This is a genomic window from Chitinimonas sp. BJYL2, assembly GCF_027257935.1.
Classification (GTDB): Bacteria; Pseudomonadota; Gammaproteobacteria; order Burkholderiales; family Chitinimonadaceae; genus Chitinimonas.
Genome location: NZ_JANZKW010000002.1, coordinates 745,478 through 766,848 on the forward strand (window position 1 = coordinate 745,478; position 21,371 = coordinate 766,848).

The following is a 21,371-nucleotide window of genomic DNA, read 5'->3' on the forward strand; positions in this document are numbered from 1 at the left end:
CGCATTCTCTTCCGCCTTGCCCGGCCAGACAATCCCGACATTACTGCACGCACCGAGCCCGCCATGCACAATGCCAGCACCATGACCTTCGCCAAACCGGAAAGCCAAGCCTGGTATCACGATGGCCGCATGCTCGCCGCCTTGGCGGCCGCAGCGTTTTCGCTGAAGGCCATTTTCGTCAAGCTTGCCTATGGCGCGTACCCGGTTGACGCCATCACCCTGCTGGCCATCCGCATGGGACTCGCACTACCCGCATTTTTATGGCTCGCCACACGCGACGCCAAGGGCAAGGTGCCGACGCAGCGCGATTGGCTGGGCTTGGTGGCGATGGGCTTGCTGGGCTACTACCTCTCCAGTCTGTTCGATTTCATCGGCCTGCAAACCATCTCGGCCGGGCTGGAGCGGCTGATCCTGTTCACTTACCCCACGCTGGTGCTGATCTTGGAGGCCGTGTGGCGTAAAAAGCCGATCAGCCGCGCGGTCTGGGCTGGCATGGGGCTCACCTATCTGGGTCTGCTTGCCGCTTTTGGCCATGACTTGGTCCAGCCCGGCGAGATGGCGCTGGTACTGATCGGTGGTGGCTGGGTATTCCTGAGCAGCCTGACTTATTCGGCTTATTTCATGGGCACCGCAGCCTTGGTGGGCCGTGTCGGCTCGACCCGTCTGGCGGGCATTGCCGGCACTGTGGCATCCCTGTTCGTACTCGCCCACTTCGGCCTGACCCATCCAATCGCCGACTTGCAGGTTCTGCCTGCCGAGGTCTGGCTCTGGGGCGCGGCGATGGCCCTGTTCTCCACCGTGTTGCCGATCTGGCTGGCAGCCAGAGCAGTAGCGCGACTGGGCGCAGGCAAGACAGCCGCCATCGGCTCACTGGGCCCGGCACTCACCATCGTGTTCGGCTGGCTGATCCTGAGCGAACCCTTCTCCCTGCTTCAGTTGCTGGGCATGGCCTTGGTCATGGGCGGGGTCTGGTGGGTCGGCAAACATCACTAAGCAGCCTTCCCGATTGGGCCAGGCCCTCGCTTGTGGCAAAGTGTGGCGCACCTTGCCAGTAAGTCGAGATCGTCATGCCCATCTTCATCCTGATCCTGCTGCTGATTGTCGGATTTGTGCTCTGGTTTGCCTGGTCGCGCAGCGTGAATGCGCAGCGCGCCGAATTCATCCGTCACTACACATTGCCGCAGGGCCTGTATGCCAAGCTGCAGCAAAAGCACCCACAACTGAGCCTCAAGGATTGCCAACTGGTGGGTCAGGGCCTGCGGCAGTTCTTTCTGGCTTATCTGCGCGGCGGCGGTCAGTACATCTCCATGCCCTCACAGGTGGTGGACGATCTGTGGCATGAGTTCATCCTGCACACACGCAATTACGAACACTTCTGCAACAAGGCCTTTGGCCGCTTCCTGCACCACACGCCAGCCACATCCTTGGGCGATGATCGCCCGGCCAATGCCGGCCTGCGCCGCTGCTGGCAACTGGTCTGCCGCGAGGAACTGATCGACCCGCTCAAGCCCAGCCGGCTGCCGCTGCTGTTCGCGCTCGACAAGAAGCTGCAGATCGTCAACGGTTTCCACTACCTGCCCGACTGCCAAGGCATCAGCCGCGCGCAGGCCGACAGCAGTGGCAGCGCCGTTCATTGCGGCAGCGATTTTTCCAGCACCAGCTACGACGGCAGCACCGATGGGCTAGATGGCAACGATGGTTCCGGTGGCGGTGACGGGGATGGTGGCGGGGGCTGCGGCGGTGGTTGTGGCGGCGGTGGCGACTGATGCCCCGCAAGCCGCTACAATCCACGCGTTCAGCCACTCGCCGCCAAGCCACAACGTGACGCCCGACCAGTACTGCGAAAACAAGGCCGCCCAGAGCGGGTCCAGCTTCTACTACAGCTTCCGCTTCCTGCCCCTGCAGACGCGGCTCGCGATTACCGCGCTCTATGCCTTCTGCCGTGAAGTCGACGACGTGGTGGATGAAACCCACGATGAAGGCGTTGCCCGCACCACACTCAACTGGTGGCGCAGCGAAGTCGGCAATCTGTATGACGGCACGCCGCAGCACCCGGTCACCCGCGCCTTGCAGCCCCATGTGGGTCGCCTGCAACTGCCACGCGAGCAATTGCTGCAGATCATCGACGGCATGGAAATGGACCTGACTCAGGCCCGCTACAACGCGTTCGCCGATCTGCGCGAGTATTGCTATCTGGTCGCCTCGGTCGTCGGGCTCTTGTCGGCACGCATCTTCGGCGTGACTGACGAGCGCACCTACCAGTATGCCGAGAAGCTCGGCCTTGCCTTTCAGCTCACCAATATCATCCGCGACGTGGGCGAAGACGCCCGCCGGGGCCGCATCTACCTGCCGGTCGAGGAGCTGCAGCGCTTCAACGTGCCGGCAGCCGATCTGCTGGCGTGCCGCGAGACCCCCGAGTTCACCGCACTGATGCAGTTCCAGATCGAACGTGCGGAGAGTCTGTACGCCGAAGCGCTGGCCGCCCTGCCCGCCGCGGACCGCAAGGCGCAACGCGCCGGGCTGGTGATGGCCGCGATCTATCGCGCCACGCTGGATGAAATCAAGCGCGATGGCCCGGCCAAGGTGCTCAACCAGCGTCTGAGCCTGACACCGGTGCGTAAACTCTGGCTCGCGTGGAAAACCTGGTGGTTTGCGTGAGCCCGACCCACTAAGCCATGGACAAACTGCCCTTCTCCCCTTGGTATCTGCTGTTCGCCGCCATCGTCATCGGCGCGATTCTGGCTGCGGGCTGGATGGAGATGCGTCAGGCCGACCGCAACGCGATCCGCAAACGGAAGATGCGCGAGGCGCTGGAGTCCTTCCGCATCGTGCGCAAATACACGCGCGAAGACGGGAGCACCGAACAGTTCCTCTACAGTGCCGAGAACGCCAAACGACTGGTTGAACTGGAGAACGAGATCGCCAAGCATGGGCACGGCTCGGCATCGTGGCTGTTTTTCATGCCCGAGCGACGGCTGTTTTTCATCTTCGAGCTGGTCGCCATCGAACCGCAGGGTGAGCTGCATTTCATCCAGACCCTGCACCCGATCAAGCCCGATCGCGCCAAGCAGGTGCTCACGCGCTACCCGGACCTGTTCCGGGAAATCTTCCGTGAAGACATCTGAGCACAACAAAGTCAAAAACCGCGCAAACCTGCGCATACCGCCGGAGGAAAGCACCATGCGTCACACCCTGATCAGCCTGTGCCTGCTGTGTGGCACCACCCTGCCCAGCTGGGCCGATGACACCACGCCAAGCTGGGTCAAGGTCGAGTTCAAACGTGAAGACGGCAAGGTGTTCAGCATGCTCACCGAGGCAGGTAAGGAAGCACGCATGGTCTACGACGGCTGGACCATCTCGGTCACGCCCACCGTCACCGCCGGCGACAAAGTCTCACTGCAACTGCGCCAGTCCCAGACGCTGGAAGCCGGCAATGGCGAGACACGGTCGATACGCTCACCCATGACCCCGGTCGAGGTCAAATCCTCCCTGGTCAGCAAAGCGGACGTGGAAACGCTGATGCAAGCAGCACGCAGCAAGCGCTGAGATGACCGCCCTCTCCCAGCGCATCGCCATCATCGGCGGCGGCTATGCAGGCATGGCCGCCGCCGTGACCTTGGCTGCGGCAGGCAGAAGGGTCTGCGTTGTCGAAGCGGGCCCGGTGCTGGGCGGCCGTGCGCGGCGGGTGGAAATCGACGGCTGCACGCTCGATAACGGCCAGCATTTGCTGGTGGGTGCGTACCGCGAACTGCTGGGCCTGATGAACCGGGTTGGCTTGCGGGAAGCGGAGGTGATGCTGCGGTTGCCACTGGATCTGGATGTCCGCCAGGGCAGCAAGCGGGTATTCCGGCTTGCCTGTCCGCGACTACCAGCACCGTTGCATACCCTGTTCGCCTTGCTGGGAGCGGATGGCATAGGTTGGCGCGATCGCTGGGCAGCGATCCGCGCCATTCGCAGCGCCGAACATGGCGGCTGGAAACTGGCGCAGGATCACTCCGTTGCCGATTGGCTGGCGCATCAACGTCAACCGCTATCGCTGATACGCCATCTGTGGGAACCGCTGACGCTCGCCGCCCTCAACACCCCCATCCAGCTTGCCAGTGCACAGGTGCTGCTGCATGTGTTGCGCGATAGTCTGGCAGCCCGCCGCGACGCGAGCGACATGCTGCTGCCCAAGGTGGACCTGTCGGCACTGTTTCCCGAGGCCGCTGCCCGCTACATCGAACAAGGTGGTGGCCAGGTTCACACGGGGCGGATGGTGCGGCAGCTCACCCGAGGGAGCGACGGTTGGCGGGTCGATCAAGACGATACGGCCTACACCCATCTCGTGATCGCGCTGCCACCGCACAGGCTGGCCATGCTGGCCGATGGCATCGACGCCCTCACGCCGGCCGTGACGCAGATCGCAAACTGGTCATGGCAACCGATCTATACGGTCTACCTGCGTTACCCCCCCGATACCCGCCTGCCCAAGCCCATGCTGGGCATGGCTGGCACGGTGACGCAGTGGCTGTTTGACCGCGGCCAGCTCGGTGATGAACCGGGTTTGCTGGCTGCTGTCATCAGCGCGGAGGGGCCACACTGCGATTGGACACAGGCCGAGCTAGCCATGCACGTACATAATGAAGTGTTGTCCCTATTGCCTGGCCTGCCCGCCCCAAGCTGGCAGCGCGTGATTGCCGAAAAACGCGCCACCTATGCCTGCACTCCCGGCATGCAGCGACCAGGCAATACCACAACCGACCCCAGTCTTTGGCTGGCCGGTGATTACACCGCGGGCGATTACCCCGCCACCCTGGAGGGGGCCATCCGCAGCGGCATTGCGGCGGCTAACGGCCTGCTGCGCGACGATGCGCCTCGGCTCCCGGCCCAGGGACTGGCGTAGAGATATCAACCGCATATAGTGAAGTGCCTTCCCGAACAGGCTGGACCCATGTTGCTGCGTTTGCTGTGCACGACCGCGCTCTTGCTTTCCCTCACCGGCGCCCACGCCGAGCCGGTGGCGCTCAGGATCTATACCGAGGAACTTCCCCCCTTCAACTTCAAGCAGCCAGACGGCCGGCTCAGCGGCAGTTCGACTGAAAAAGTGGAAGCCGTACTCCGTGAGGCCGGGCTCGCCTACGACATTGAGCTGACTTCCTGGGCCCGCGCTTTTGAGGCAGCCCGCACCCAGGCCGCCTGCGTTTACTCCACGGCCCGCACCCCGGAACGCGAAGCCGCGTTTGACTGGATCGGCCCCTTGATCCGCAGCGATGTCGTCATGCTGGGTCTGGCAGACAAAGCTTCGGCAGCCGATACACTGGAAGCGGCAAGGAACGCACGCGTCGGCGGCTACTATGGCTCGGCCAGCGCCCGTTTCCTGATGCAGCGCGGCTTCCCCGTGCTGATGTCCACCAATCATGAGGTCGCATTCAAGAACCTGCTCGCAGGTCGGCTGGACTACTGGGTCGCCATGAAGGACACCGGCCTCACCATGGTTGAAAAAGCCGGCCTGAAAGGCAAGGTAGTGGTACGCATCCCGGTCAACACGGTGGAGATGTATCTGGCCTGCAACCTACAGATCGATGCCGGCTTTCGTCAGAAACTCCATGCTGCTTTCCGGCACCTGAACGCGAATGGCAGCCTCCGGGCGGTGGATCGGCGTTATATCAACTGAGAGGCGGGCGACACACATTGAAAAAGCCCCGCACATGACGGGGCTTTTTTAGTGGAACAGCGCACACACTCAATCGGCAAAGACCTCCTCGGCCGTGGCCACGGCTGTGCCCAGTTTACCGACCACGATACCCGCTGCGCGGTTGGACCAGCGCATGGCCTCGTCCAACGTGCAGCCTGCGGCCACCATCGCGGCCATCGTGGCAATCACAGTGTCGCCCGCGCCGGACACATCAAACACTTCGCGCGCGACCGTGGGTACATGGCTCACGGTCTCGGCACTGAACAGGCTCATGCCTTCTTCTGAACGTGTCACCAGCAAGGCATCAAGGCCCAGCTCGGCACGCAATTGCAGGGCACGCCGGGTGAGATCGGCCTCGTCAGCCCAGCGGCCGGTGACCATGCGCAGTTCGGCCCGGTTGGGCGTCAGCAGCGTCGCGCCGGCATAACGGCGGTAATCATCGCCCTTGGGATCGATCAGCACCGGTTTACCCGCCGCGCGTGCGGCGTCGATCATCGTGCTTACATGGGTCAGCCCGCCCTTGCCGTAGTCCGACAGGATCACCACATCATGGCTGGGTAGTGCAGCACGGTAGTCATCGAGCTTGGCGGCCAGCACTTCATGGCTGGGGCTGTATTCGAAATCCAGACGGATCAACTGCTGCTGCCGCGCCACGACACGCAGCTTGACCGTGGTAGTGATACTGGGATCGCGGTGCAAGCTGGTCTGCACACCATGCGTGTTCAGCAGGTTCTGCAGCGCCGTGCCCGCTTCGTCATCCCCCACCACCGAGAGCAGTGTGGCCTGCGCCCCCATGGCCGCAATATTGCGCGCCACATTGGCCGCGCCGCCTGCGCGCTCTTCCACCCGGTTGATCCGGGCCACCGGCACGGGGGCCTCGGGCGAAATGCGTTCGACATCGCCGAACCAGTAGCGGTCGAGCATCACATCGCCGACGACCAGTACGCGGGCCTTGGCCAGCGCGGCTTGCAGTTGTTCGTGTTTCATGGGTTTCAGCGGCCACTACCCTCACAGAATGCGGGTAGCGGCGTGTCCTTGGTCAGGGCCAGAGCCTCCTCGCGGGAGAAACCCTGTGCCAGCAAATTGTCATAAAGGTTGCGCTTGAACGCGGCGGCAGCCGCCGCCACTTCAGGGCGACTGATGCGCAGATAGCCGGCCATGACCTGCTCATCCCGCGCCCGATTGGCGTCTCGCAGCATTTTAACCGCTTGCGCCATTTTTTCTCCTGCCTGAGGCGCAAGCGGGACAGTTTGCGTATCTGCCATGCAACCGAGCGATAGCAGGGATAACACCGCCACCATACTTGTCTGTCTCATCTTCCTATCCCCTCGTAGGTGTAACCCTGTGCCCGCAGCCAGATCGGGTCATAGAGATTACGGCCATCGATGATCAGCGGTTGCTTGAGCAGACGCCGCATCTGTTCGAAATCCGGACTACGAAATTCCTTCCATTCGGTAGCAATGAGCAGCGCATCGGCACCACTCAGGGCCGCCATGGGGCTGTCGGCATAGGCCACGCGAGCGCCTAGCATGCGCTGTGCCTCGGCGCTCGCCACCGGATCGTAAACGGTTACGGTCGCGCCACGGGACAGCAAGCCTTCGATGATGCTCAGACTCGGCGCCTCGCGCATATCGTCGGTATTGGGCTTGAAAGCCAAACCCCATAAGGCGATATGCCGACCTACCATATCTTGCCCCAGATGACGCATCAGCTTGCTGACCAGACGCTGCTTCTGCGCTGCGTTGACCTCATCGACCGCCGTCAGCAAACGCAGGTTCACATCGTGCATCTGCGCGGTCCTGCGCAACGCCTTCACATCCTTGGGCAGGCAGGAGCCGCCGTAGCCCAGGCCGGCGTACAAGAAGTGGTACCCGATGCGTGAATCCGAGCCGATGCCTTTGCGCACCATCTCAATATCGGCCCCCAATGCCTCGGCCAGATTGGCCATTTCGTTCATGAACGAAATGCGCGTGGCCAGCATGGCGTTGGCCGCGTACTTGGTCAGCTCGGCCGAACGGATATCCATGACCTGCATGCGTTCATGGTTGCGCTGGAACGGCTGGTACAGCGCGCGCAGCTGTTCGGTGGCGCGGGCATCATTGCTGCCGATGATGATGCGGTCAGGCCGCATGAAGTCTTCGACTGCGGCGCCTTCCTTGAGGAACTCGGGGTTCGATACCACCGCAAAATCGATATCCAGACCCCGCTGCGCCAGCACAGCGCGTATCTCGTCGCGCACCAGATCGGCGGTACCTACGGGCACGGTGGACTTGGTCACCACCACCGTATATCCCGTCATCCGCTCGGCAATGCCGCGTGCGGCGGCGAGCACGTATTGCAGATCGGCCGAGCCATCCTCGTCGGGCGGGGTACCGACGGCAATCATCTGGATATCACCGAATCCGTTCAGGCAGGCATCGTCCGTCGCAAAGTGCAGACGCGAGGCAGCAGCGTTGCGACGGACGAGCGCCTCCAGCCCCGGCTCAAAGATCGGAATCCGCCCTTCACGCAGCGCGGCGACCTTGGCCGGATCGTGCTCCACACAGAGCACATCGTTGCCCACTTCGGCCAGGCAAGCCGCTGTGACCAAGCCTACATACCCTGCGCCTACGACCGTCAATTTCATCCATGCCCGCTCCGCTATCAGTTAGATAGCGAGGCTGGCACGGATAGATTGCAACATTGCGACAGGGTCGGCGGCCTGGGTAATCGGGCGGCCGATGACGAGGTAATCGCTACCGGCAGCCACAGCCTGCTCGGGGGTCATGATGCGGTTCTGGTCGCCTACGGCGCTGCCGGCAGGGCGGATGCCGGGGGTGACGAGCTTGAAGTCCTTGCCGCACAGCTTCTTGAGCAGGCTGGCTTCCTGTGCCGAGCAGACCACGCCGTCCAGGTCGCAATCGAGCGCCAGCCTTGCCAGCAACGGTACCTGCACGGCGGGCTCCGGCAGGCCGATCTCGGCCAGATCGGCGCCGTCCATGCTGGTCAATACGGTCACGGCAATCAGCAACGGGCGATGTGCCTCGCCATCAATCGCTGCGCGGGCGGCGCGCATCATCTTGCTGCCACCCAACGCGTGCACATTGACCATCCACACACCCAGCTTGGCGGCCGCCTTGACGGCCTGGGCCACGGTGTTGGGAATGTCGTGGAATTTGAGATCGAGGAACACATCAAATCCACGCGCCACCAGCTGCTCGACAAACTGCGGGCCGGCCACGGTAAACAGTTCCTTGCCGACCTTGAGACGGCACAGGTCGGGCGTGACCCGATCCACAAAGGCCAGCGCCTGGGCCGCATCGGGGTAGTCGAGCGGGACTACGATCCTTGGGTCGTCTGCGGTCATCGTTTTTCTCTTTCTTGTCGTGGAATCTAGTCAAGCGCGGGTCTGACCACGCGCCGGCAGGAAGCACTCCCAGTCATTGCAGGCCGGGCAGCGCCAGAAATACTGGCGCGCCTTGAAGCCGCACGACGAGCAGTGATACATGCTCAGGCCGCGCGTGGCTTCCTGAGTGAGACGCAGCATGGTGTCGATCTCGGCACGGCGCTCAGGCGGCGCGGCTTGCGCCTGCGCTTCGAGCAATTTGATCAGGCCCGGCATATTGGGGTTGCGGCGCAGTTGTTCGCGCAGCCAGTCAAAAGCCACATCGGCGTTCTCGGTGGCGGCGATGCGTTCGAGCACCACATCGAGCATGTCGAGCTCGGGATAACTGGTCATGAAGCCCTTGAGCAAGGCCGTGCCCTCATCAGCGCGGCCCAGCTTATCGTAAGCATCCAGCAGCTGGCGGGCGGCGAAAGGCAGGAAGCGGTGATCTTGTGATTCGATCCGTAACCAGGCTTCAATCGCGCCGGCATGGTCACCCTGGCCTGCGGCCAGCTCGCCCAATAGCAGGTTGGCGCGTACGCACTTGCGGTGCTCGGCCAGCGCCTGTTGCAGGTACTGGCGAGCTTCAGCCGGTTGCGAGCGCGTCATGGCGGTGACTGCCAGCTCGCAGTGGAACTCGGCGATTTCGTGCTGATAGGTGTGGCTGGTGTCGCGCAGTTGCTGTGCGGTCTCAATGGCTTTGTGCCATTCCTTTTCCTGCTGGTAGATATCGAGCAGGTGGCGGCGTGCAGCACGGGCGAACTCGGTGTCGTCGAGTTTGGCAAACAGCTCTTCGGCGCGGTCGAACAGACCGGCTTTCATGAAGTCGGAGGCGAGTTCGAACTGGGCGGACTGACGCTCGAACTGGCGCAGTTCGGGGCGTTCGAGCAATTTCTGGTGCATGCGGATCGCGCGCTCGATCTCGCCCTTGCGACGGAACAGATGCCCCAGGGCAAACTGTAGTTCGATGGTCTCGTCGTGATTGCGGGCGAGATCCACGAACACTTCGACCGCCTTGTCGGTACGGTCATTGAGCAGATGGTTCAGACCCTCGAAATACTGTCGAGGCAAAAGCTTGGAATCAGAGAGGATATGGCGGATATCCACCCGGGCGGCGAGCCAGCCGAGGCCAAAACACAGGGGAAACAGGATCAGCCACCAGGCTTCGAATTCCACGCATTATCCTTTCGATCAATCAATTGCATGCGGCGCGCGCCCAGGGCATCGGCCTGTCGGCGTTCAGATCACGGCATCCAGTGGCTGGGCCGCGTCGGGCAGCGCCGGCTCGGCAGCGGCAGCGGCAGCAGGCTGCTGTGCGCGGATATGCCGCAATTCGCGGTCCAAACGACGGTAGGGCAACCACATGGCTACTACGCCGGCAATCACGCCCAGCACAAAGAACAGCAGTAACCACAGGATCAGGGGTGCCTGCCATTGCGCCCCCTGCAGGCCGGACAAGGTGACATGGCCGGTGTTGCGCAAGGCGAAGGCAAACAGGATCAGGAAGACGGCCAGCTTGGCCAGCCAGATGAGGTAGCGCACTCACGATCTCCAGCAACAGGGGCCACGGGGGCCTGAAGACCCGTATTTTAGCCCGAAGCAATGATCCCGCCGGCAAGACGACAAAGAAAAACGCGACGTCTTGCGACGCCGCGTTTTCTTTTACCGCAAGCCCGAGTGATGGGCGATCAGCCAGCTTACGCTTCCTGACCATCCACACGTTCGCGCAGCTCTTTGCCAGCCTTGAAATGGGGCACATATTTTTCCGGTACCGAGACTTTCATCCCGGATTTCGGATTGCGCCCCACCCGCGGCGGGCGATAGTTCAGATCAAAGCTGCCAAACCCCCGAATTTCGATACGCTGGCCGCTGGCGAGACTGCTTGCCATGGCGTCCAGAATCGTCTTCACGGCCAGTTCGGCATCCTTCGCCACCAGCTGCGGGTAACGCTCCGCAAGCTTGGCGATCAGCTCGGACTTGGTCATGGGGCTTGAAGACGGCATTTCCACTTTGATTACTCTTGGTTACCCGAGAGCTTGGCCTTGAGCAGTGCGCCCAGGCTGGTGGTGCCGGCGTTGCCTGCCGATTCCGCGGCTTGCAGCGTCTTCACGGCGCTGCTGTCGTCGGCGCTGTCCTTGGCCTTGATCGACAGGTTGATCGAACGGTTCTTGCGATCAACGTTGATGATCATGGCTTCGACTTCGTCGCCTTCCTTCAGCACGGTCGCGATGTTTTCAACGCGGTCACGCGAGACTTCGGTAGCGCGCAGGTAGCCTTCAACTTCTTCGCTCAGGGCAATGATCGCACCCTTGGCGTCCAGGGACTTGACGGTACCCTTGACGATGGCGCCCTTGTCGCTGGTGGCCACGTAGTTGTTGAAAGGATCACCTTCCATCTGCTTGATGCCCATCGAGATGCGCTCGCGCTCAACGTCGATCGACAGCACCAGGGCTTCCACTTCGTCGCCCTTCTTGAAGTTGCGAACGGCTTCTTCGCCAGTCAGGTTCCACGACAGATCGCTGAGGTGAACCAGACCATCGATACCGCCAGGCAGACCGATGAACACGCCGAAGTCGGTGATCGACTTGATGGTGCCCTTGATCTTGTCGCCCTTCTTGAAGTTGGCCTGGAAATCGTCCCATGGGTTGGCCATGCACTGCTTCATGCCCAGCGAGATGCGACGACGGTCTTCGTCGATTTCGAGGATCATGACTTCGACTTCGTCGCCCAGCTGGACAACCTTGGTCGGATGGATGTTCTTGTTGGTCCAGTCCATTTCCGACACGTGCACCAGGCCTTCGATGCCTTGTTCGATTTCCACGAACGCGCCGTAGTCGGTGATGTTGGTGACCTTGCCGAACAGGCGGGTGCTTTGCGGGTAACGACGACCCAGACCCACCCACGGATCTTCGCCCAGCTGCTTCAGACCCAGCGAGACGCGGTTCTTTTCCTGGTCGAACTTGAGGACCTTGGCAGTGACTTCATCACCCACGGCGAGCACTTCGCTCGGGTGCTTGACACGGCGCCAGGCCAGATCGGTGATGTGCAGCAGGCCATCGATGCCGCCCAGGTCGACGAATGCGCCGTAGTCGGTGATGTTCTTGACGATACCCTTGACGGTAGCGCCTTCTTGCAGCGTGGAGAGGAGCTTCTCGCGCTCTTCACCCATGGTCTCTTCGAGCACGGCGCGACGCGACACAACTACGTTGTTGCGCTTGCGGTCGAGCTTGATGACCTTGAATTCGATGTCCTTGCCTTCGAACGGCGTGGTGTCCTTGATCGGACGGATATCGACCAGCGAACCCGGCAGGAATGCGCGGATACCGTTGATCATCACCGTCAGGCCACCCTTGACCTTGCCCGAGATCAGGCCGGTCTTGATGATGCCGCTTTCCAGCGCTTCTTCCAGATCAATCCAGGCAGCCAGGCGCTTGGCCTTGTCGCGGGAGAGCTTGGTTTCGCCGAAGCCGTTTTCAACGTTCTCGATGGCAACTTGCACGAAGTCGCCAGCCTTGACGTCAACCACGCCCTGGTCGTTCTTGAACTCGTTGATGTCGATCAGCGCTTCGGACTTCAGGCCGGCGTTCACGACAACGAACTTGTCTTCAACCGCGACCACTTCTGCAGTGATCACTTCGCCGGAACGCATTTCCTGACGCGCTTCCATTTCGGCAAATAGCGCGGCAAAACTTTCCATGGCGGGAGAAACTTGGGTAGTCATTGAGGTAGTTCCAATAGCCCACGTGTACTGCCTGTGGGGTCAAGTTGATAAGGCCAGCCCCGCATTGCGCAAGGTACTGACACCAGCGCCGCATCGACACCTGCCGATGCGGTTTTGCCCGATTCAACCGGGCATGACCTCGTGCAGCCAATCGAGCACCGTTTGCACGGCATCGCTGATCGGCAGCGTGGTCGTATCCAGCAAGCGCGCATCGGGCAATTGCCTCAATGGCGCAACAGACCGCGCGCTGTCGCGTGCGTCCCGCTGCTGAACGTCCAGCAAAATCTGGCTGATAGTAACCGATTCCCCTTTTGCAATCAACTGCTTATAGCGGCGCTGCGCACGCTCTTCAGCACTGGCAGTCAGGAATATCTTCAGCGTGGCCGCGGGAAACACCACCGATCCCATGTCACGACCGTCCGTCACCAGCCCGGGCGCGCGGGCAAAATCGCGCTGCCTTTGCAACAGGGCAGCCCGCACGCCGGGCAGTACCGCCACGCGTGAAGCGCCCTCGCCTGCGGTCTCGGTGCGGATGATATCGGTCACATCCTCACCATCAAGCAGCACCACGCCTTCAAGAAAAGCAGCGTCCAGATGTGCTGCTACCGCCGATACTTCAGGCTCATCGGCCAAGTCGATGCTGCGGTTCTGCGCGGCCAGCGCAGTCAGGCGGTACAGCGCACCGGAGTCCAGATAATGCCAACCCAGATGGGCGGCGACGCGGGCAGCCACTGTGCCCTTGCCGGAGGCGGAAGGTCCATCGATGGCGATCACAGGTACGGTCTGGGACATGGGCGTAACAGGCTCTCTGGCAGATTGGATGCAATCTCACTATTGTCGATGCGCGCCGGGACATTCGTCTACGCTGAGACAACGCGAGCCGACCGGGCGATCCCACATGCAAATATCATCAAACGCCGATGCGCCAGACTTATCCACACCCCTGGTCGCACCGGGCTGCGGTGTGTACTAGCCTGTACTGACAAGCCAAGTTCGCCATAATGACAAATGCATACATGTGCCGAACGATCGTGCACTTAATTGGCTTGCGGCACGGCAATGACACTGCTTCAATGCGCGCCGTCCGGGCCATTCCGCCCTCGTCTTCTGCAGGTTCTACGACATGTCCAATTACTCTGTGCTGGTAACCGGCGGTGCCGGATTTATCGGATCGCATACGGTCGAACGATTGCTCGCCCGCGGACTGCGCGTACGCGTCCTCGACAACCTCAGCACCGGCAAGCGCAGCAATCTGGCCGGATTTGATGGCGTGGAACTGCTGGAAGGGGATATTCGCGACCCCGCTGTCGTTGCCCAAGCCATGGCTGGCGTCAGCCATGTCCTGCATCTGGCCGCGCAGGTATCCGTACAGGCATCAATCGAGAACCCGCCCGCATCGGCAGATCACAATCTGCGCGGTTTTCTGACCGTACTGGATGCCGCACGACGTGCCGGCGCGCAGCGCGTGGTCTACGCCTCCTCGGCTGCCGTCTATGGACAACCCGCGGAGCTGCCGCTCACCGAATCCAGCGCGGTGCAGCCCGTATCCCCCTATGGCCTTGAGAAGCTGGTGAATGACCAGTACGCGAGCCTGTATCGGGATCTGTACCAGCTCTCCTCGCTGGGACTGCGTTACTTCAATGTGTACGGCCCGCGGCAAGACCCCGCCTCGCCCTACGCAGGCGTGCTGTCCAAGTTCAAGGAGCGTATCGCCACGCAGCAAACCCTTACGGTGTTTGGCGATGGTGAACAGACGCGCGACTTCATCTACGTCGGCGATGTGGCAGAGGCCAATGTGCGCGCCCTGCTCGCCCAAGGTGATGGCATCCTCAATATCGCCACCGGCGAGAGCGTGACGCTCAATCAGGTCATCCACACGCTGGGCAAGGTGGTGGGGCGTGCGCTGCAGGTGGACTATCAACCCGCTCGCACCGGGGACATCATCCACTCTGCGGCCAAACCGGATGCTCTGCACCGCGTATTGGGCCATCTGCCCATGACACCGCTGGCCCAAGGCCTGACACACCTGCTGGCAGCCGAGGCATGATGCATCTGCGCTGGCTGCTTCCGCTCCTGCTAGCCCTGTGCCTGCCTGTGGCACAGGCCAGCCCGGCCCGGCCAGCCACCGCCTTCTTCTACGGTGCACAAGCGCCCCTTGATGAACTGAATGCCTTTGATTGGGTGGTCCTGGAACCCGACCACTTTGCCAAAGCGCCAAACCGGGCCGGCACGGACTGGTTCGCCTATGTCAGCGTGGGCGAAGTCGAGGCGCGCCGCGACTATGCGCATCGCTTGCCTGCGAGCTGGCTACCGACCAGCAATCCCGCCTGGGGTGGCAAGGTCATCGACCAAAGCCAGCCCGAGTGGCCGGCCTTCTTTGTCGATCAGATCGTCGCCCCGCTGTGGGGACGAGGCTGGCGGCATTTTTTCCTGGACACCCTCGATTCCTGGCAGCTGCTTGCCACCACGCCCGCCGAGCGGGAGGCCCAGCAGGCGGGCTTGCTGCGCGCACTGCGTTTGCTGAAGCAGCGTTATCCCACGGCCCAATTGCTGTTCAACCGTGGCTTTGAACTCCTGCCGCAAGCACGCGAACTGGCCGCTGGCGTCGCCTTCGAATCGCTCCATGCACGCTGGAACCCTCAGGCAAGAAGGTATGAAGCCGTGCCTCAAGCAGATCGTGACTGGCTACTCGCCCAAGTGCGCCCGCTGCTGGGCGAAGGGGGACTGCCGGTCATTGCACTCGATTACCTGCCCGCTGAACAGCGTGGGGAAGCACGTACGCTGGCGGAGAAAATCCGGGCCGACGGACTGATTCCCTGGATTGCCACACCCGAGTTCGACACCCTGGGCGTGGGCGAGATCGAGGTCATGCCTCGTAAAGTGATGGTGCTGTACGACGGCCGTCAGTTTCCCAACCTCACCGTGTCCGACCATGTCCGCTATCTGGCCATGCCCCTGAACTATCTGGGGCTGGTACCGGAGTATGTGGACATACGCCAGCCGGTGCCGGCCCAGCGCCTTGCCGGTCGCTACGCCGGCGTGGTCGCCTGGCTCAATAGCGACGATGCCGATGAAGGCGGGCAGGTCCGCACCTTGGTCAAACGCGCCCGCAGCGAATCCGTGCCCGTGGTCTTCCTGTCCCGTTTCGGTAGCACCGACCGGGCCTGGCTGGCACAACTGGATCTGAAGCTGACGCTCGAACAGCCTGAGGGACAGGTCCATATCGTCCACCAGCACCCGCAGGTCGGCTTTGAACAGAAGCCCTATCCCCGCGCGAGTACCTTTCTGGCCGTTGAAGCCAGCAAGGGCACGCCCTGGCTCAGCCTGAACAGTGACCAGTTGCGCGCCGACGCTGTCGCCATCACACCCTGGGGCGGCTACGCCCTGGAGCCCTTTGTGGTGGAGCACGCACCGGGCAACGAAGAGGACACGCACTGGGTCATCCAGCCGCTCGAATTCCTGCGTACGGCCTTGCAGTTACCGGCCATGCCGGTACCCGATGTCACGACCGAGAACGGTCGCCGACTCTGGCTCACCCATATCGATGGTGACGGTTTCCCCAGCCTCGCCGAAGTGCCGGGCTCCCCCACGGCGGCAGAAGTGATGCGCCGCGATTTCATCGAGCGCTATCGCGTCCCCCATACCGTGTCAGTCATTGAGGCCGAGGTGTCACCCAACGGCCTCTGGGCCGGCATGGCGCCCGCTCTGCAGCAGACTGCACGAGCGATTTTCGCCCTGCCGCACGTGGAAATCGCCAGCCACACTTACACCCATCCGTTCTATTGGCAAGCCTTGACCGGCCAGGTCAAGCGAGACAACACCCTCTACGGGCTCAACCTGAAAGTCGCGGACTACACGTTCTCGGCCGAACGTGAAATCGCCGGTTCGGCCCGTTATATCGATACCCAGCTCGCACCGGCCGGCAAGCGCACCCAGGTACTGCTGTGGACCGGCGACTGCGATCCGGACGGCGACACGGTTGCCGAAACCTACAAGGCCGGGCTGCGCAACATGAACGCCGGCGAGACCCGGATCAGCCGCTCCAAGCCGTCTTGGACCCATATCGCCCCCCTGGGGCTGATGAAGAAGGGCTATTTCCAGACCTACGCCCCCAACCAGAACGAAAACATCTACACCAACGACTGGACCGGGCCGTACTGGGGTTTCCGCCGCGTGATCGAAACCTTCGAGATGACCGATCGCCCGCTGCGCTTCAAGCCTATCAACCTCTACTACCACACCTACTCGGCCAGCCGTAAAGCCAGCATCGAGGCGCTGCACGAGGTCTATCGCTGGATCCTCAAGCAGGAAACCCTGCCGCTGTTCGCGTCCGCCTATATCGACCGGGTAGCCGGTTTCAATCAGGCCGCCGTTGCCCGCACTCCCACCGGCTGGCGCCTGCGCGGCCTGGGTGCCTTGCGGACCATGCGCGTGCCGGCTGCGCTCCTGCCCGATCTGACCCAGAGCGCGCAAGTGGCCGGCTGGCGCGATCTCAGCCAAGGGCGCTACCTGCATCTGGCGGCAGACCGCGCCGACGTGGCACTGGCCACACGCCCTGACACCACAACACCGCGCCTCGTGGATGCCAATGCCATGATCAACCAGTGGCAGGTCGGCGTGCAGGGTGGCGAATTTGCCCTGGAAGGTGGCGTACCACTGGAATTCACCTTGCAACACCCCAGCGCCTGCACCCTGAGCCAGGGGGGTCAGCAACTCAAGCCTGCGCCCGTATCCGGCGCCGCCCAACACCACCGCTACCGACTTGCCCGTCATGCCGCCCGCTTCGTCCTCGCCTGCCCACGCTGACCCGCTGGACCGGCGCAAGCCCCTGCCGCGGCAACGGCTGTTCCCGCCCCAATCAGTCATTGCGCTCGCCGCCAGTGCTGCAGCCGCGCTTTTCCTGATCTTCCCCAAGGGCCGGGAACTGTCGGAAATCGCTGCACAAGCGCGTACCGATGCCCTGTCGCTGCAGTACCTGCGCAATCTGGTACGGGCCAGTCCGCGTGATGTCGAACTTAATCTGCTGCTGGCCAATCAGGAGCTGGCACTCGGCAATGTGCAGGTGGCACGACAGATGGCTTACGGCTTGCGCGATCTGGGCGACACCACGCTGACCCAAGAGGCCGAACACATCCTGCTGATGTCGGCCCTCTACGAGCGCGACCGGCAGCAGCCGGATGCACAGCGTCTGCGAGTGCTTCAGGCCGAAATTGATGATCTGGTCCTCCGCATGATCGATCACGGCCCGCTGACGCCGGACACCCTGAACCTGCTGATGCCGGAGCTGAACCGCCATCGCCGCGGTGGTGCGCTGATCGATACCCTGCGGCTGCGGCTATTGCGCAGCAACACGCTGGCACCAGACATCCTCTTGCGCATCGCCGGCCAAGCTCTGGCACACGGACACCATCGCGCCGCCGCCGATTTCACCCTGATGGCTGCCAAAGGCAGCCGCCAGCGGGCAGAACAACGCGACTTGCTGCTGCAGGGCCTGCGCCATCTGCAAGCGGGCAGCCTGTTCCGCGAGGCGGGCGAGGTGCTCGCTAATCCGCCAGTGTCGCCAGGCGACGATCCGCGCCTGCTGGGTGAGCTGGCCAGGATTGCCCTGGCTGTCGGCCGTCCCGATCTGGCCCAGCGCTATGTCGAGCAGGCCTTGCGTCTGAGTCTCGCGCCGCGTTGGTCCACAGCCTGGCAGTTGGCACAGGGCCGGGGCGATGAATTTGGCGGGCGCTGGTTGCCTGTCAGCAACGAGCTATTGCAGGCGCCGATTGAAGGCCGCACCGCCGGACTGCCTTTTGATGAGGGGCTCTACCAGCTTGGCTACGACATTTTTCTGGCCAACGGCAAACTCAACGATGCCTACCTGCTGGCGCGTGCCGGCGTGCAGGCGCGGCCAGCCAGCGCTGCCTGGCATCGACGTCTGGCACAGGTGGCCCGCTGGCTCAGCCGTCCCGATGAAAGCCTCAATCACTGGCTCTCGGCCGCCCGCCTGGGTGACGTTGCCGCGTGGAAGGATGTCGAGGAGCTCGTTCCCTCCATCCAGGATGAGAACCTGCGGGTCAGCACCCTGGAGCAACTGGTTCGCGCTGGTCTAGGCGGCGACGCCCGGCTCGATGAGCTGGTGCTGGCCTACGATGCCGCCGGCCGGCCAGAGGCGGCCGTGCAGCTGATCGAATCCCTCTACCGGGAACGGCGTGAGAGCAAGCTGCTGATCCGTCTGGCCGACTTCCATCACCATATAGGCGACCGCGACCGCGAGGCCGAGGTGGTGCGCCGGCAGATTCGCGACTTCGGTCTGGACGAAGTCTCGGCCTTGCGTCTGTCGCGCATCCTCATTGCCGAGCGCCGTGAAGCCGAGGCCTTGGTCATGCTGGAACAGGCCGCGGAACGTCTGCCCACTCTGAGCGTGCCGACTTGGCGATTGATGGCCCAGCTAGCTGACATGCTCCAGCGCCCCGATGCCGCCCGCGCGGCCTACCGGCGTCTCGTCGATACCCCGGAAGCCACCCAGTCCGATCTGCGGGTCTACTACAGCCTGACCTGGCGCGAAGACCCGGACAGCGCCTATCGCGCAGCCACACTGGCCTGGGAGCGTTTTGCCGATTCGACCATGTTCCTGGCATCGCTGGAAATCGATATTGCCCGTGAACGCTGGCCTGCCCTGCGCGAACGCCTGGATACATTGAAACCCGGCCAGCTTGCCATGCTGCGCAAGCAGGCACGCTATCTGGCCATGTCGGCCCAGATCCGCCATCAGAGCAGCCAGCCCGAGCTGGCGCTCACCGACTACCGCGAGGCGATTGCGCTGGCTCCGCGCGATACTTCCTTGCGGGTCGGCATGCTTTGGTTACTGCTCGACATGGGTACCCAGCGCCAGCTGCTGCGCCAGTATGTGCATGCCTGGCATGGCGATGGCGCGCAGGGCGGGCCACTGACGCACGTCCTGGGAACGGCTTACCTGCAGCTGGAGGAACCCGCTCAGGCACTGGCACTGCTGCAGATCGAATGGCGGCGGATGCGGCGAGCCGGCGAGCGGCCCAGTCAGTCCTGGCAGGAAACCTATGCCGATGCGCTGGAACAGGCCGGCCAGCCAGCGCTGGCCTACAACCTGCGCCGTACCCTCTGGCAGAAAACCATCAGCGCGATCCGCAACGACCCTGCCCGCTTCCAGAAGGCGCCCCAGGCATTGGTGGATGCTGCCCGACTGGCGCTGCGACAGCAGCGCGGGGACGGCCTGACTCAGGTGATGCAGCAGTTGTTGCGGCAGTCTACCCACCCCCTGCACGACAACCCGATCCGGGCACAATTGCTCGGCGCCTGGCTGCAACTGCGAGATCAACCCGCGGCTGCCCGGCGTTATCTGTTGGGTCGGCAAATGGCGCGACTGGCGAATCCGGCCTATCTGGCGCTCGGTGTCGCTGTTGCCAATGGCGATACCGAGGCCGTCTCCCGCCTGCTTGCCGACGCCGAGAACCTGCCCGTGAAAGACCGCATCCTCGCCGCCGACCTGCTGCGCGACAACGACAAAGCCAAGCTGTGGGCCGCTGGCGGACTGGCGGGGCGCCGTCACGATGACGACCTGCACGGCATGATGACCGAGCGCTTCTTCAAGGATGCCGGTCGTCTGGCCCTATCGCAGGCTCGGCAATCGCGGGGCCCACTCGATCTGGATGTGCGCGAGTTCAACGCCACCGTGCCCCTGGCCGGACGGGGTGCGCTTATGCTGAAGCATGCCCACCAGCGCCAGACGGTGGTACGCCCTCGCTCGCTCGGCGAGGTGCCCCGCACCAGCGAATACCACGAGATCGGCTGGGAGCAAGGCAGTGAAGCATTGGATGGCTGGATCGCCCTAGGCCGACTTCGGGGTTTCGATGGCCACGGCGGCCACCGGCTGGGCTTGCGCTGGCGTCCGGATGGTCACCATCAGGTGCAGTGGCGCCAGGAGGCAGGCCAGCCCACCAGCGATTCCACCTTGCTGCAGCTGGCCGGCCAGCGTGGTGGTAACGCGCTGGGCTGGAACTGGCAGATAGGCCGACGCGAGTACCTGATGGCCGAACAAGGGGACTGGACCTACCGTACACAAGACGGTGGCCGCCTCGGCCAGAGCCGGCTCGGTTCGGTGGAGCTGGGCTACCGGGTACGGCTCGATACCCCGAACATTACCGTCCGGGCCGGCTACAACCAGTACGACTTCCGTGCGGATGGCGAACTGGCGCCGCGCTACCTCAAGCTGATCCCGGATGCCGAGGCCGCCTATGCCGAGATCGGCAATACCCGGCCCTGGCTCAATGACTTCCTGCCTCCCTCCAGCCGGCAATGGTCGGTAGGCCTCAACTACAACGACGCCAGCCCCAGCCAGTACCGGCGCCGCTGGACGCCCTATGGCCAAGTCACCCTGGCCCGTAACAGCGTCTCCGGCAAAGGCCACGAAGTCCGCCTAGGCATAGGCGGCAGCCTGCTGGGCGCCCTGCCAGACGGCGTAGACCGCCTCAATCTGGAGTGGGTGCAATCGCAGGGCAGCAGCCCGGCTGGCAACCGCGACCGTAGCAGCAGCCTCTCCGTCGTCTGGCAATACTGGTTCGATAAACCTTCATCATCCCGAGACTGAA

19 protein-coding genes are annotated in these 21,371 nt (G+C 62.9%); 10 read left to right on the forward strand and 9 right to left on the reverse strand.

Features of this window, described 5'->3' with window-relative positions; translation table 11 throughout:
• Positions 1 to 63: 63 nt before the first annotated feature.
• The 7 genes from O9X62_RS09045 to O9X62_RS09075 all read left to right on the forward strand — a co-directional run bounded on the left by O9X62_RS09045 (position 64) and on the right by O9X62_RS09075 (position 5,656).
• Positions 64 to 993: a DMT family transporter gene (locus O9X62_RS09045; protein ID WP_269532487.1), complete on the forward strand. Its 930-nt coding sequence runs from the start codon at positions 64 to 66 to the stop codon at positions 991 to 993.
• 74 nt (positions 994 to 1,067) lie between these two features.
• A complete protein-coding gene (locus tag O9X62_RS09050; protein WP_269532488.1) occupies positions 1,068 to 1,766 on the forward strand; it encodes a hypothetical protein in 699 nt (232 codons plus the stop codon).
• A 55-nt stretch (positions 1,767 to 1,821) separates the two neighbouring features.
• Positions 1,822 to 2,658 (forward strand): presqualene diphosphate synthase HpnD, encoded by an 837-nt coding sequence (hpnD, locus tag O9X62_RS09055; RefSeq protein ID WP_269532663.1) that lies wholly within the window; start codon positions 1,822 to 1,824, stop codon positions 2,656 to 2,658.
• Between the two features lie 17 nt (positions 2,659 to 2,675).
• A complete protein-coding gene (locus O9X62_RS09060) occupies positions 2,676 to 3,125 on the forward strand; it encodes a hypothetical protein (protein WP_269532489.1) in 450 nt (149 codons plus the stop codon).
• A gap of 55 nt (positions 3,126 to 3,180) precedes the next feature.
• Positions 3,181 to 3,546 carry a hypothetical protein gene (locus tag O9X62_RS09065; protein ID WP_269532490.1) on the forward strand — a complete coding sequence of 122 codons (366 nt, stop codon included), beginning with the start codon at positions 3,181 to 3,183 and terminating at the stop codon, positions 3,544 to 3,546.
• A 1-nt stretch (position 3,547) separates the two neighbouring features.
• Positions 3,548 to 4,885 (forward strand): hydroxysqualene dehydroxylase HpnE, encoded by a 1,338-nt coding sequence (hpnE, locus tag O9X62_RS09070; RefSeq protein ID WP_269532491.1) that lies wholly within the window; start codon positions 3,548 to 3,550, stop codon positions 4,883 to 4,885.
• 48 nt (positions 4,886 to 4,933) lie between these two features.
• Positions 4,934 to 5,656 carry an ABC transporter substrate-binding protein gene (locus tag O9X62_RS09075; RefSeq protein ID WP_269532492.1) on the forward strand — a complete coding sequence of 241 codons (723 nt, stop codon included), beginning with the start codon at positions 4,934 to 4,936 and terminating at the stop codon, positions 5,654 to 5,656.
• A gap of 69 nt (positions 5,657 to 5,725) precedes the next feature.
• On the opposite strand, the gene rfaE1 is transcribed toward O9X62_RS09075, so the two are convergent.
• The 9 genes from rfaE1 to cmk form a co-directional block, all read right to left on the reverse strand.
• Positions 5,726 to 6,664 (reverse strand): D-glycero-beta-D-manno-heptose-7-phosphate kinase, encoded by a 939-nt coding sequence (gene rfaE1, locus O9X62_RS09080; protein ID WP_269532493.1) that lies wholly within the window; start codon positions 6,662 to 6,664, stop codon positions 5,726 to 5,728.
• Between the two features lie 5 nt (positions 6,665 to 6,669).
• Positions 6,670 to 6,894: a hypothetical protein gene (locus O9X62_RS09085; protein WP_269532494.1), complete on the reverse strand. Its 225-nt coding sequence runs from the start codon at positions 6,892 to 6,894 to the stop codon at positions 6,670 to 6,672.
• Between the two features lie 95 nt (positions 6,895 to 6,989).
• Entirely contained in the window at positions 6,990 to 8,303 is a 1,314-nt protein-coding gene (locus O9X62_RS09090) for a UDP-glucose/GDP-mannose dehydrogenase family protein (protein WP_269532495.1), read from the reverse strand.
• A gap of 21 nt (positions 8,304 to 8,324) precedes the next feature.
• Positions 8,325 to 9,023: an orotidine-5'-phosphate decarboxylase gene (gene pyrF, locus O9X62_RS09095; RefSeq protein ID WP_269532496.1), complete on the reverse strand. Its 699-nt coding sequence runs from the start codon at positions 9,021 to 9,023 to the stop codon at positions 8,325 to 8,327.
• Positions 9,024 to 9,053: 30 nt separating this feature from the next.
• Positions 9,054 to 10,217: a lipopolysaccharide assembly protein LapB gene (lapB, locus tag O9X62_RS09100; protein ID WP_269532497.1), complete on the reverse strand. Its 1,164-nt coding sequence runs from the start codon at positions 10,215 to 10,217 to the stop codon at positions 9,054 to 9,056.
• Between the two features lie 63 nt (positions 10,218 to 10,280).
• Positions 10,281 to 10,583, reverse strand: a complete 303-nt coding sequence (locus O9X62_RS09105; protein WP_269532498.1) for a lipopolysaccharide assembly LapA domain-containing protein — start codon at positions 10,581 to 10,583, stop codon at positions 10,281 to 10,283.
• Between the two features lie 155 nt (positions 10,584 to 10,738).
• Positions 10,739 to 11,026 carry an integration host factor subunit beta gene (locus O9X62_RS09110; protein WP_269532499.1) on the reverse strand — a complete coding sequence of 96 codons (288 nt, stop codon included), beginning with the start codon at positions 11,024 to 11,026 and terminating at the stop codon, positions 10,739 to 10,741.
• Between the two features lie 29 nt (positions 11,027 to 11,055).
• On the reverse strand, positions 11,056 to 12,738 hold the full coding sequence (gene rpsA, locus O9X62_RS09115; RefSeq protein ID WP_308446458.1) for a 30S ribosomal protein S1: 1,683 nt from the start codon (positions 12,736 to 12,738) through the stop codon (positions 11,056 to 11,058).
• Between the two features lie 147 nt (positions 12,739 to 12,885).
• Entirely contained in the window at positions 12,886 to 13,554 is a 669-nt protein-coding gene (gene cmk / locus O9X62_RS09120; RefSeq protein ID WP_269532501.1) for a (d)CMP kinase, read from the reverse strand.
• A 331-nt stretch (positions 13,555 to 13,885) separates the two neighbouring features.
• Here cmk and O9X62_RS09125 point away from each other — a divergent pair, with 331 nt between their 5' ends.
• From O9X62_RS09125 to O9X62_RS09135, 3 genes are read left to right on the forward strand one after another with little or no spacing between them, the layout of a single operon-like run.
• The gene (locus tag O9X62_RS09125) at positions 13,886 to 14,809 is read left to right on the forward strand and encodes an NAD-dependent epimerase/dehydratase family protein (RefSeq protein WP_269532502.1); all 924 of its coding nucleotides are present in this window, start codon (positions 13,886 to 13,888) and stop codon (positions 14,807 to 14,809) included.
• The gene (locus O9X62_RS09130) at positions 14,806 to 17,568 is read left to right on the forward strand and encodes a bifunctional glycoside hydrolase 114/ polysaccharide deacetylase family protein (protein ID WP_269532503.1); all 2,763 of its coding nucleotides are present in this window, start codon (positions 14,806 to 14,808) and stop codon (positions 17,566 to 17,568) included. Before O9X62_RS09125 ends, O9X62_RS09130 begins: the two co-directional genes overlap by 4 nt.
• Positions 17,534 to 21,370, forward strand: a complete 3,837-nt coding sequence (locus O9X62_RS09135; protein WP_269532504.1) for a tetratricopeptide repeat protein — start codon at positions 17,534 to 17,536, stop codon at positions 21,368 to 21,370. Before O9X62_RS09130 ends, O9X62_RS09135 begins: the two co-directional genes overlap by 35 nt.
• The last annotated feature ends 1 nt before the right edge of the window (position 21,371 follow it).

Bases quoted from the DNA above. Each gene is read 5' to 3' on its own strand.
- O9X62_RS09045 (WP_269532487.1), top strand. From the start codon at position 64: ATGCACAATGCCAGCACCATGACCTTCGCCAAACCGGAAAGCCAAGCC.
- O9X62_RS09050 (WP_269532488.1), top strand. From the start codon at position 1,068: ATGCCCATCTTCATCCTGATCCTGCTGCTGATTGTCGGATTTGTGCTC.
- O9X62_RS09060 (WP_269532489.1), top strand. From the start codon at position 2,676: ATGGACAAACTGCCCTTCTCCCCTTGGTATCTGCTGTTCGCCGCCATC.
- O9X62_RS09065 (WP_269532490.1), top strand. From the start codon at position 3,181: ATGCGTCACACCCTGATCAGCCTGTGCCTGCTGTGTGGCACCACCCTG.
- hpnE (WP_269532491.1), top strand. From the start codon at position 3,548: ATGACCGCCCTCTCCCAGCGCATCGCCATCATCGGCGGCGGCTATGCA.
- O9X62_RS09075 (WP_269532492.1), top strand. From the start codon at position 4,934: ATGTTGCTGCGTTTGCTGTGCACGACCGCGCTCTTGCTTTCCCTCACC.
- rfaE1 (WP_269532493.1), bottom strand. From the start codon at position 6,664: ATGAAACACGAACAACTGCAAGCCGCGCTGGCCAAGGCCCGCGTACTG.
- O9X62_RS09085 (WP_269532494.1), bottom strand. From the start codon at position 6,894: ATGGCGCAAGCGGTTAAAATGCTGCGAGACGCCAATCGGGCGCGGGAT.
- O9X62_RS09090 (WP_269532495.1), bottom strand. From the start codon at position 8,303: ATGAAATTGACGGTCGTAGGCGCAGGGTATGTAGGCTTGGTCACAGCG.
- pyrF (WP_269532496.1), bottom strand. From the start codon at position 9,023: ATGACCGCAGACGACCCAAGGATCGTAGTCCCGCTCGACTACCCCGAT.
- O9X62_RS09110 (WP_269532499.1), bottom strand. From the start codon at position 11,026: ATGACCAAGTCCGAGCTGATCGCCAAGCTTGCGGAGCGTTACCCGCAG.
- rpsA (WP_308446458.1), bottom strand. From the start codon at position 12,738: ATGGAAAGTTTTGCCGCGCTATTTGCCGAAATGGAAGCGCGTCAGGAA.
- cmk (WP_269532501.1), bottom strand. From the start codon at position 13,554: ATGTCCCAGACCGTACCTGTGATCGCCATCGATGGACCTTCCGCCTCC.
- O9X62_RS09125 (WP_269532502.1), top strand. From the start codon at position 13,886: ATGTCCAATTACTCTGTGCTGGTAACCGGCGGTGCCGGATTTATCGGA.
- O9X62_RS09130 (WP_269532503.1), top strand. From the start codon at position 14,806: ATGATGCATCTGCGCTGGCTGCTTCCGCTCCTGCTAGCCCTGTGCCTG.
- O9X62_RS09135 (WP_269532504.1), top strand. From the start codon at position 17,534: ATGCCGCCCGCTTCGTCCTCGCCTGCCCACGCTGACCCGCTGGACCGG.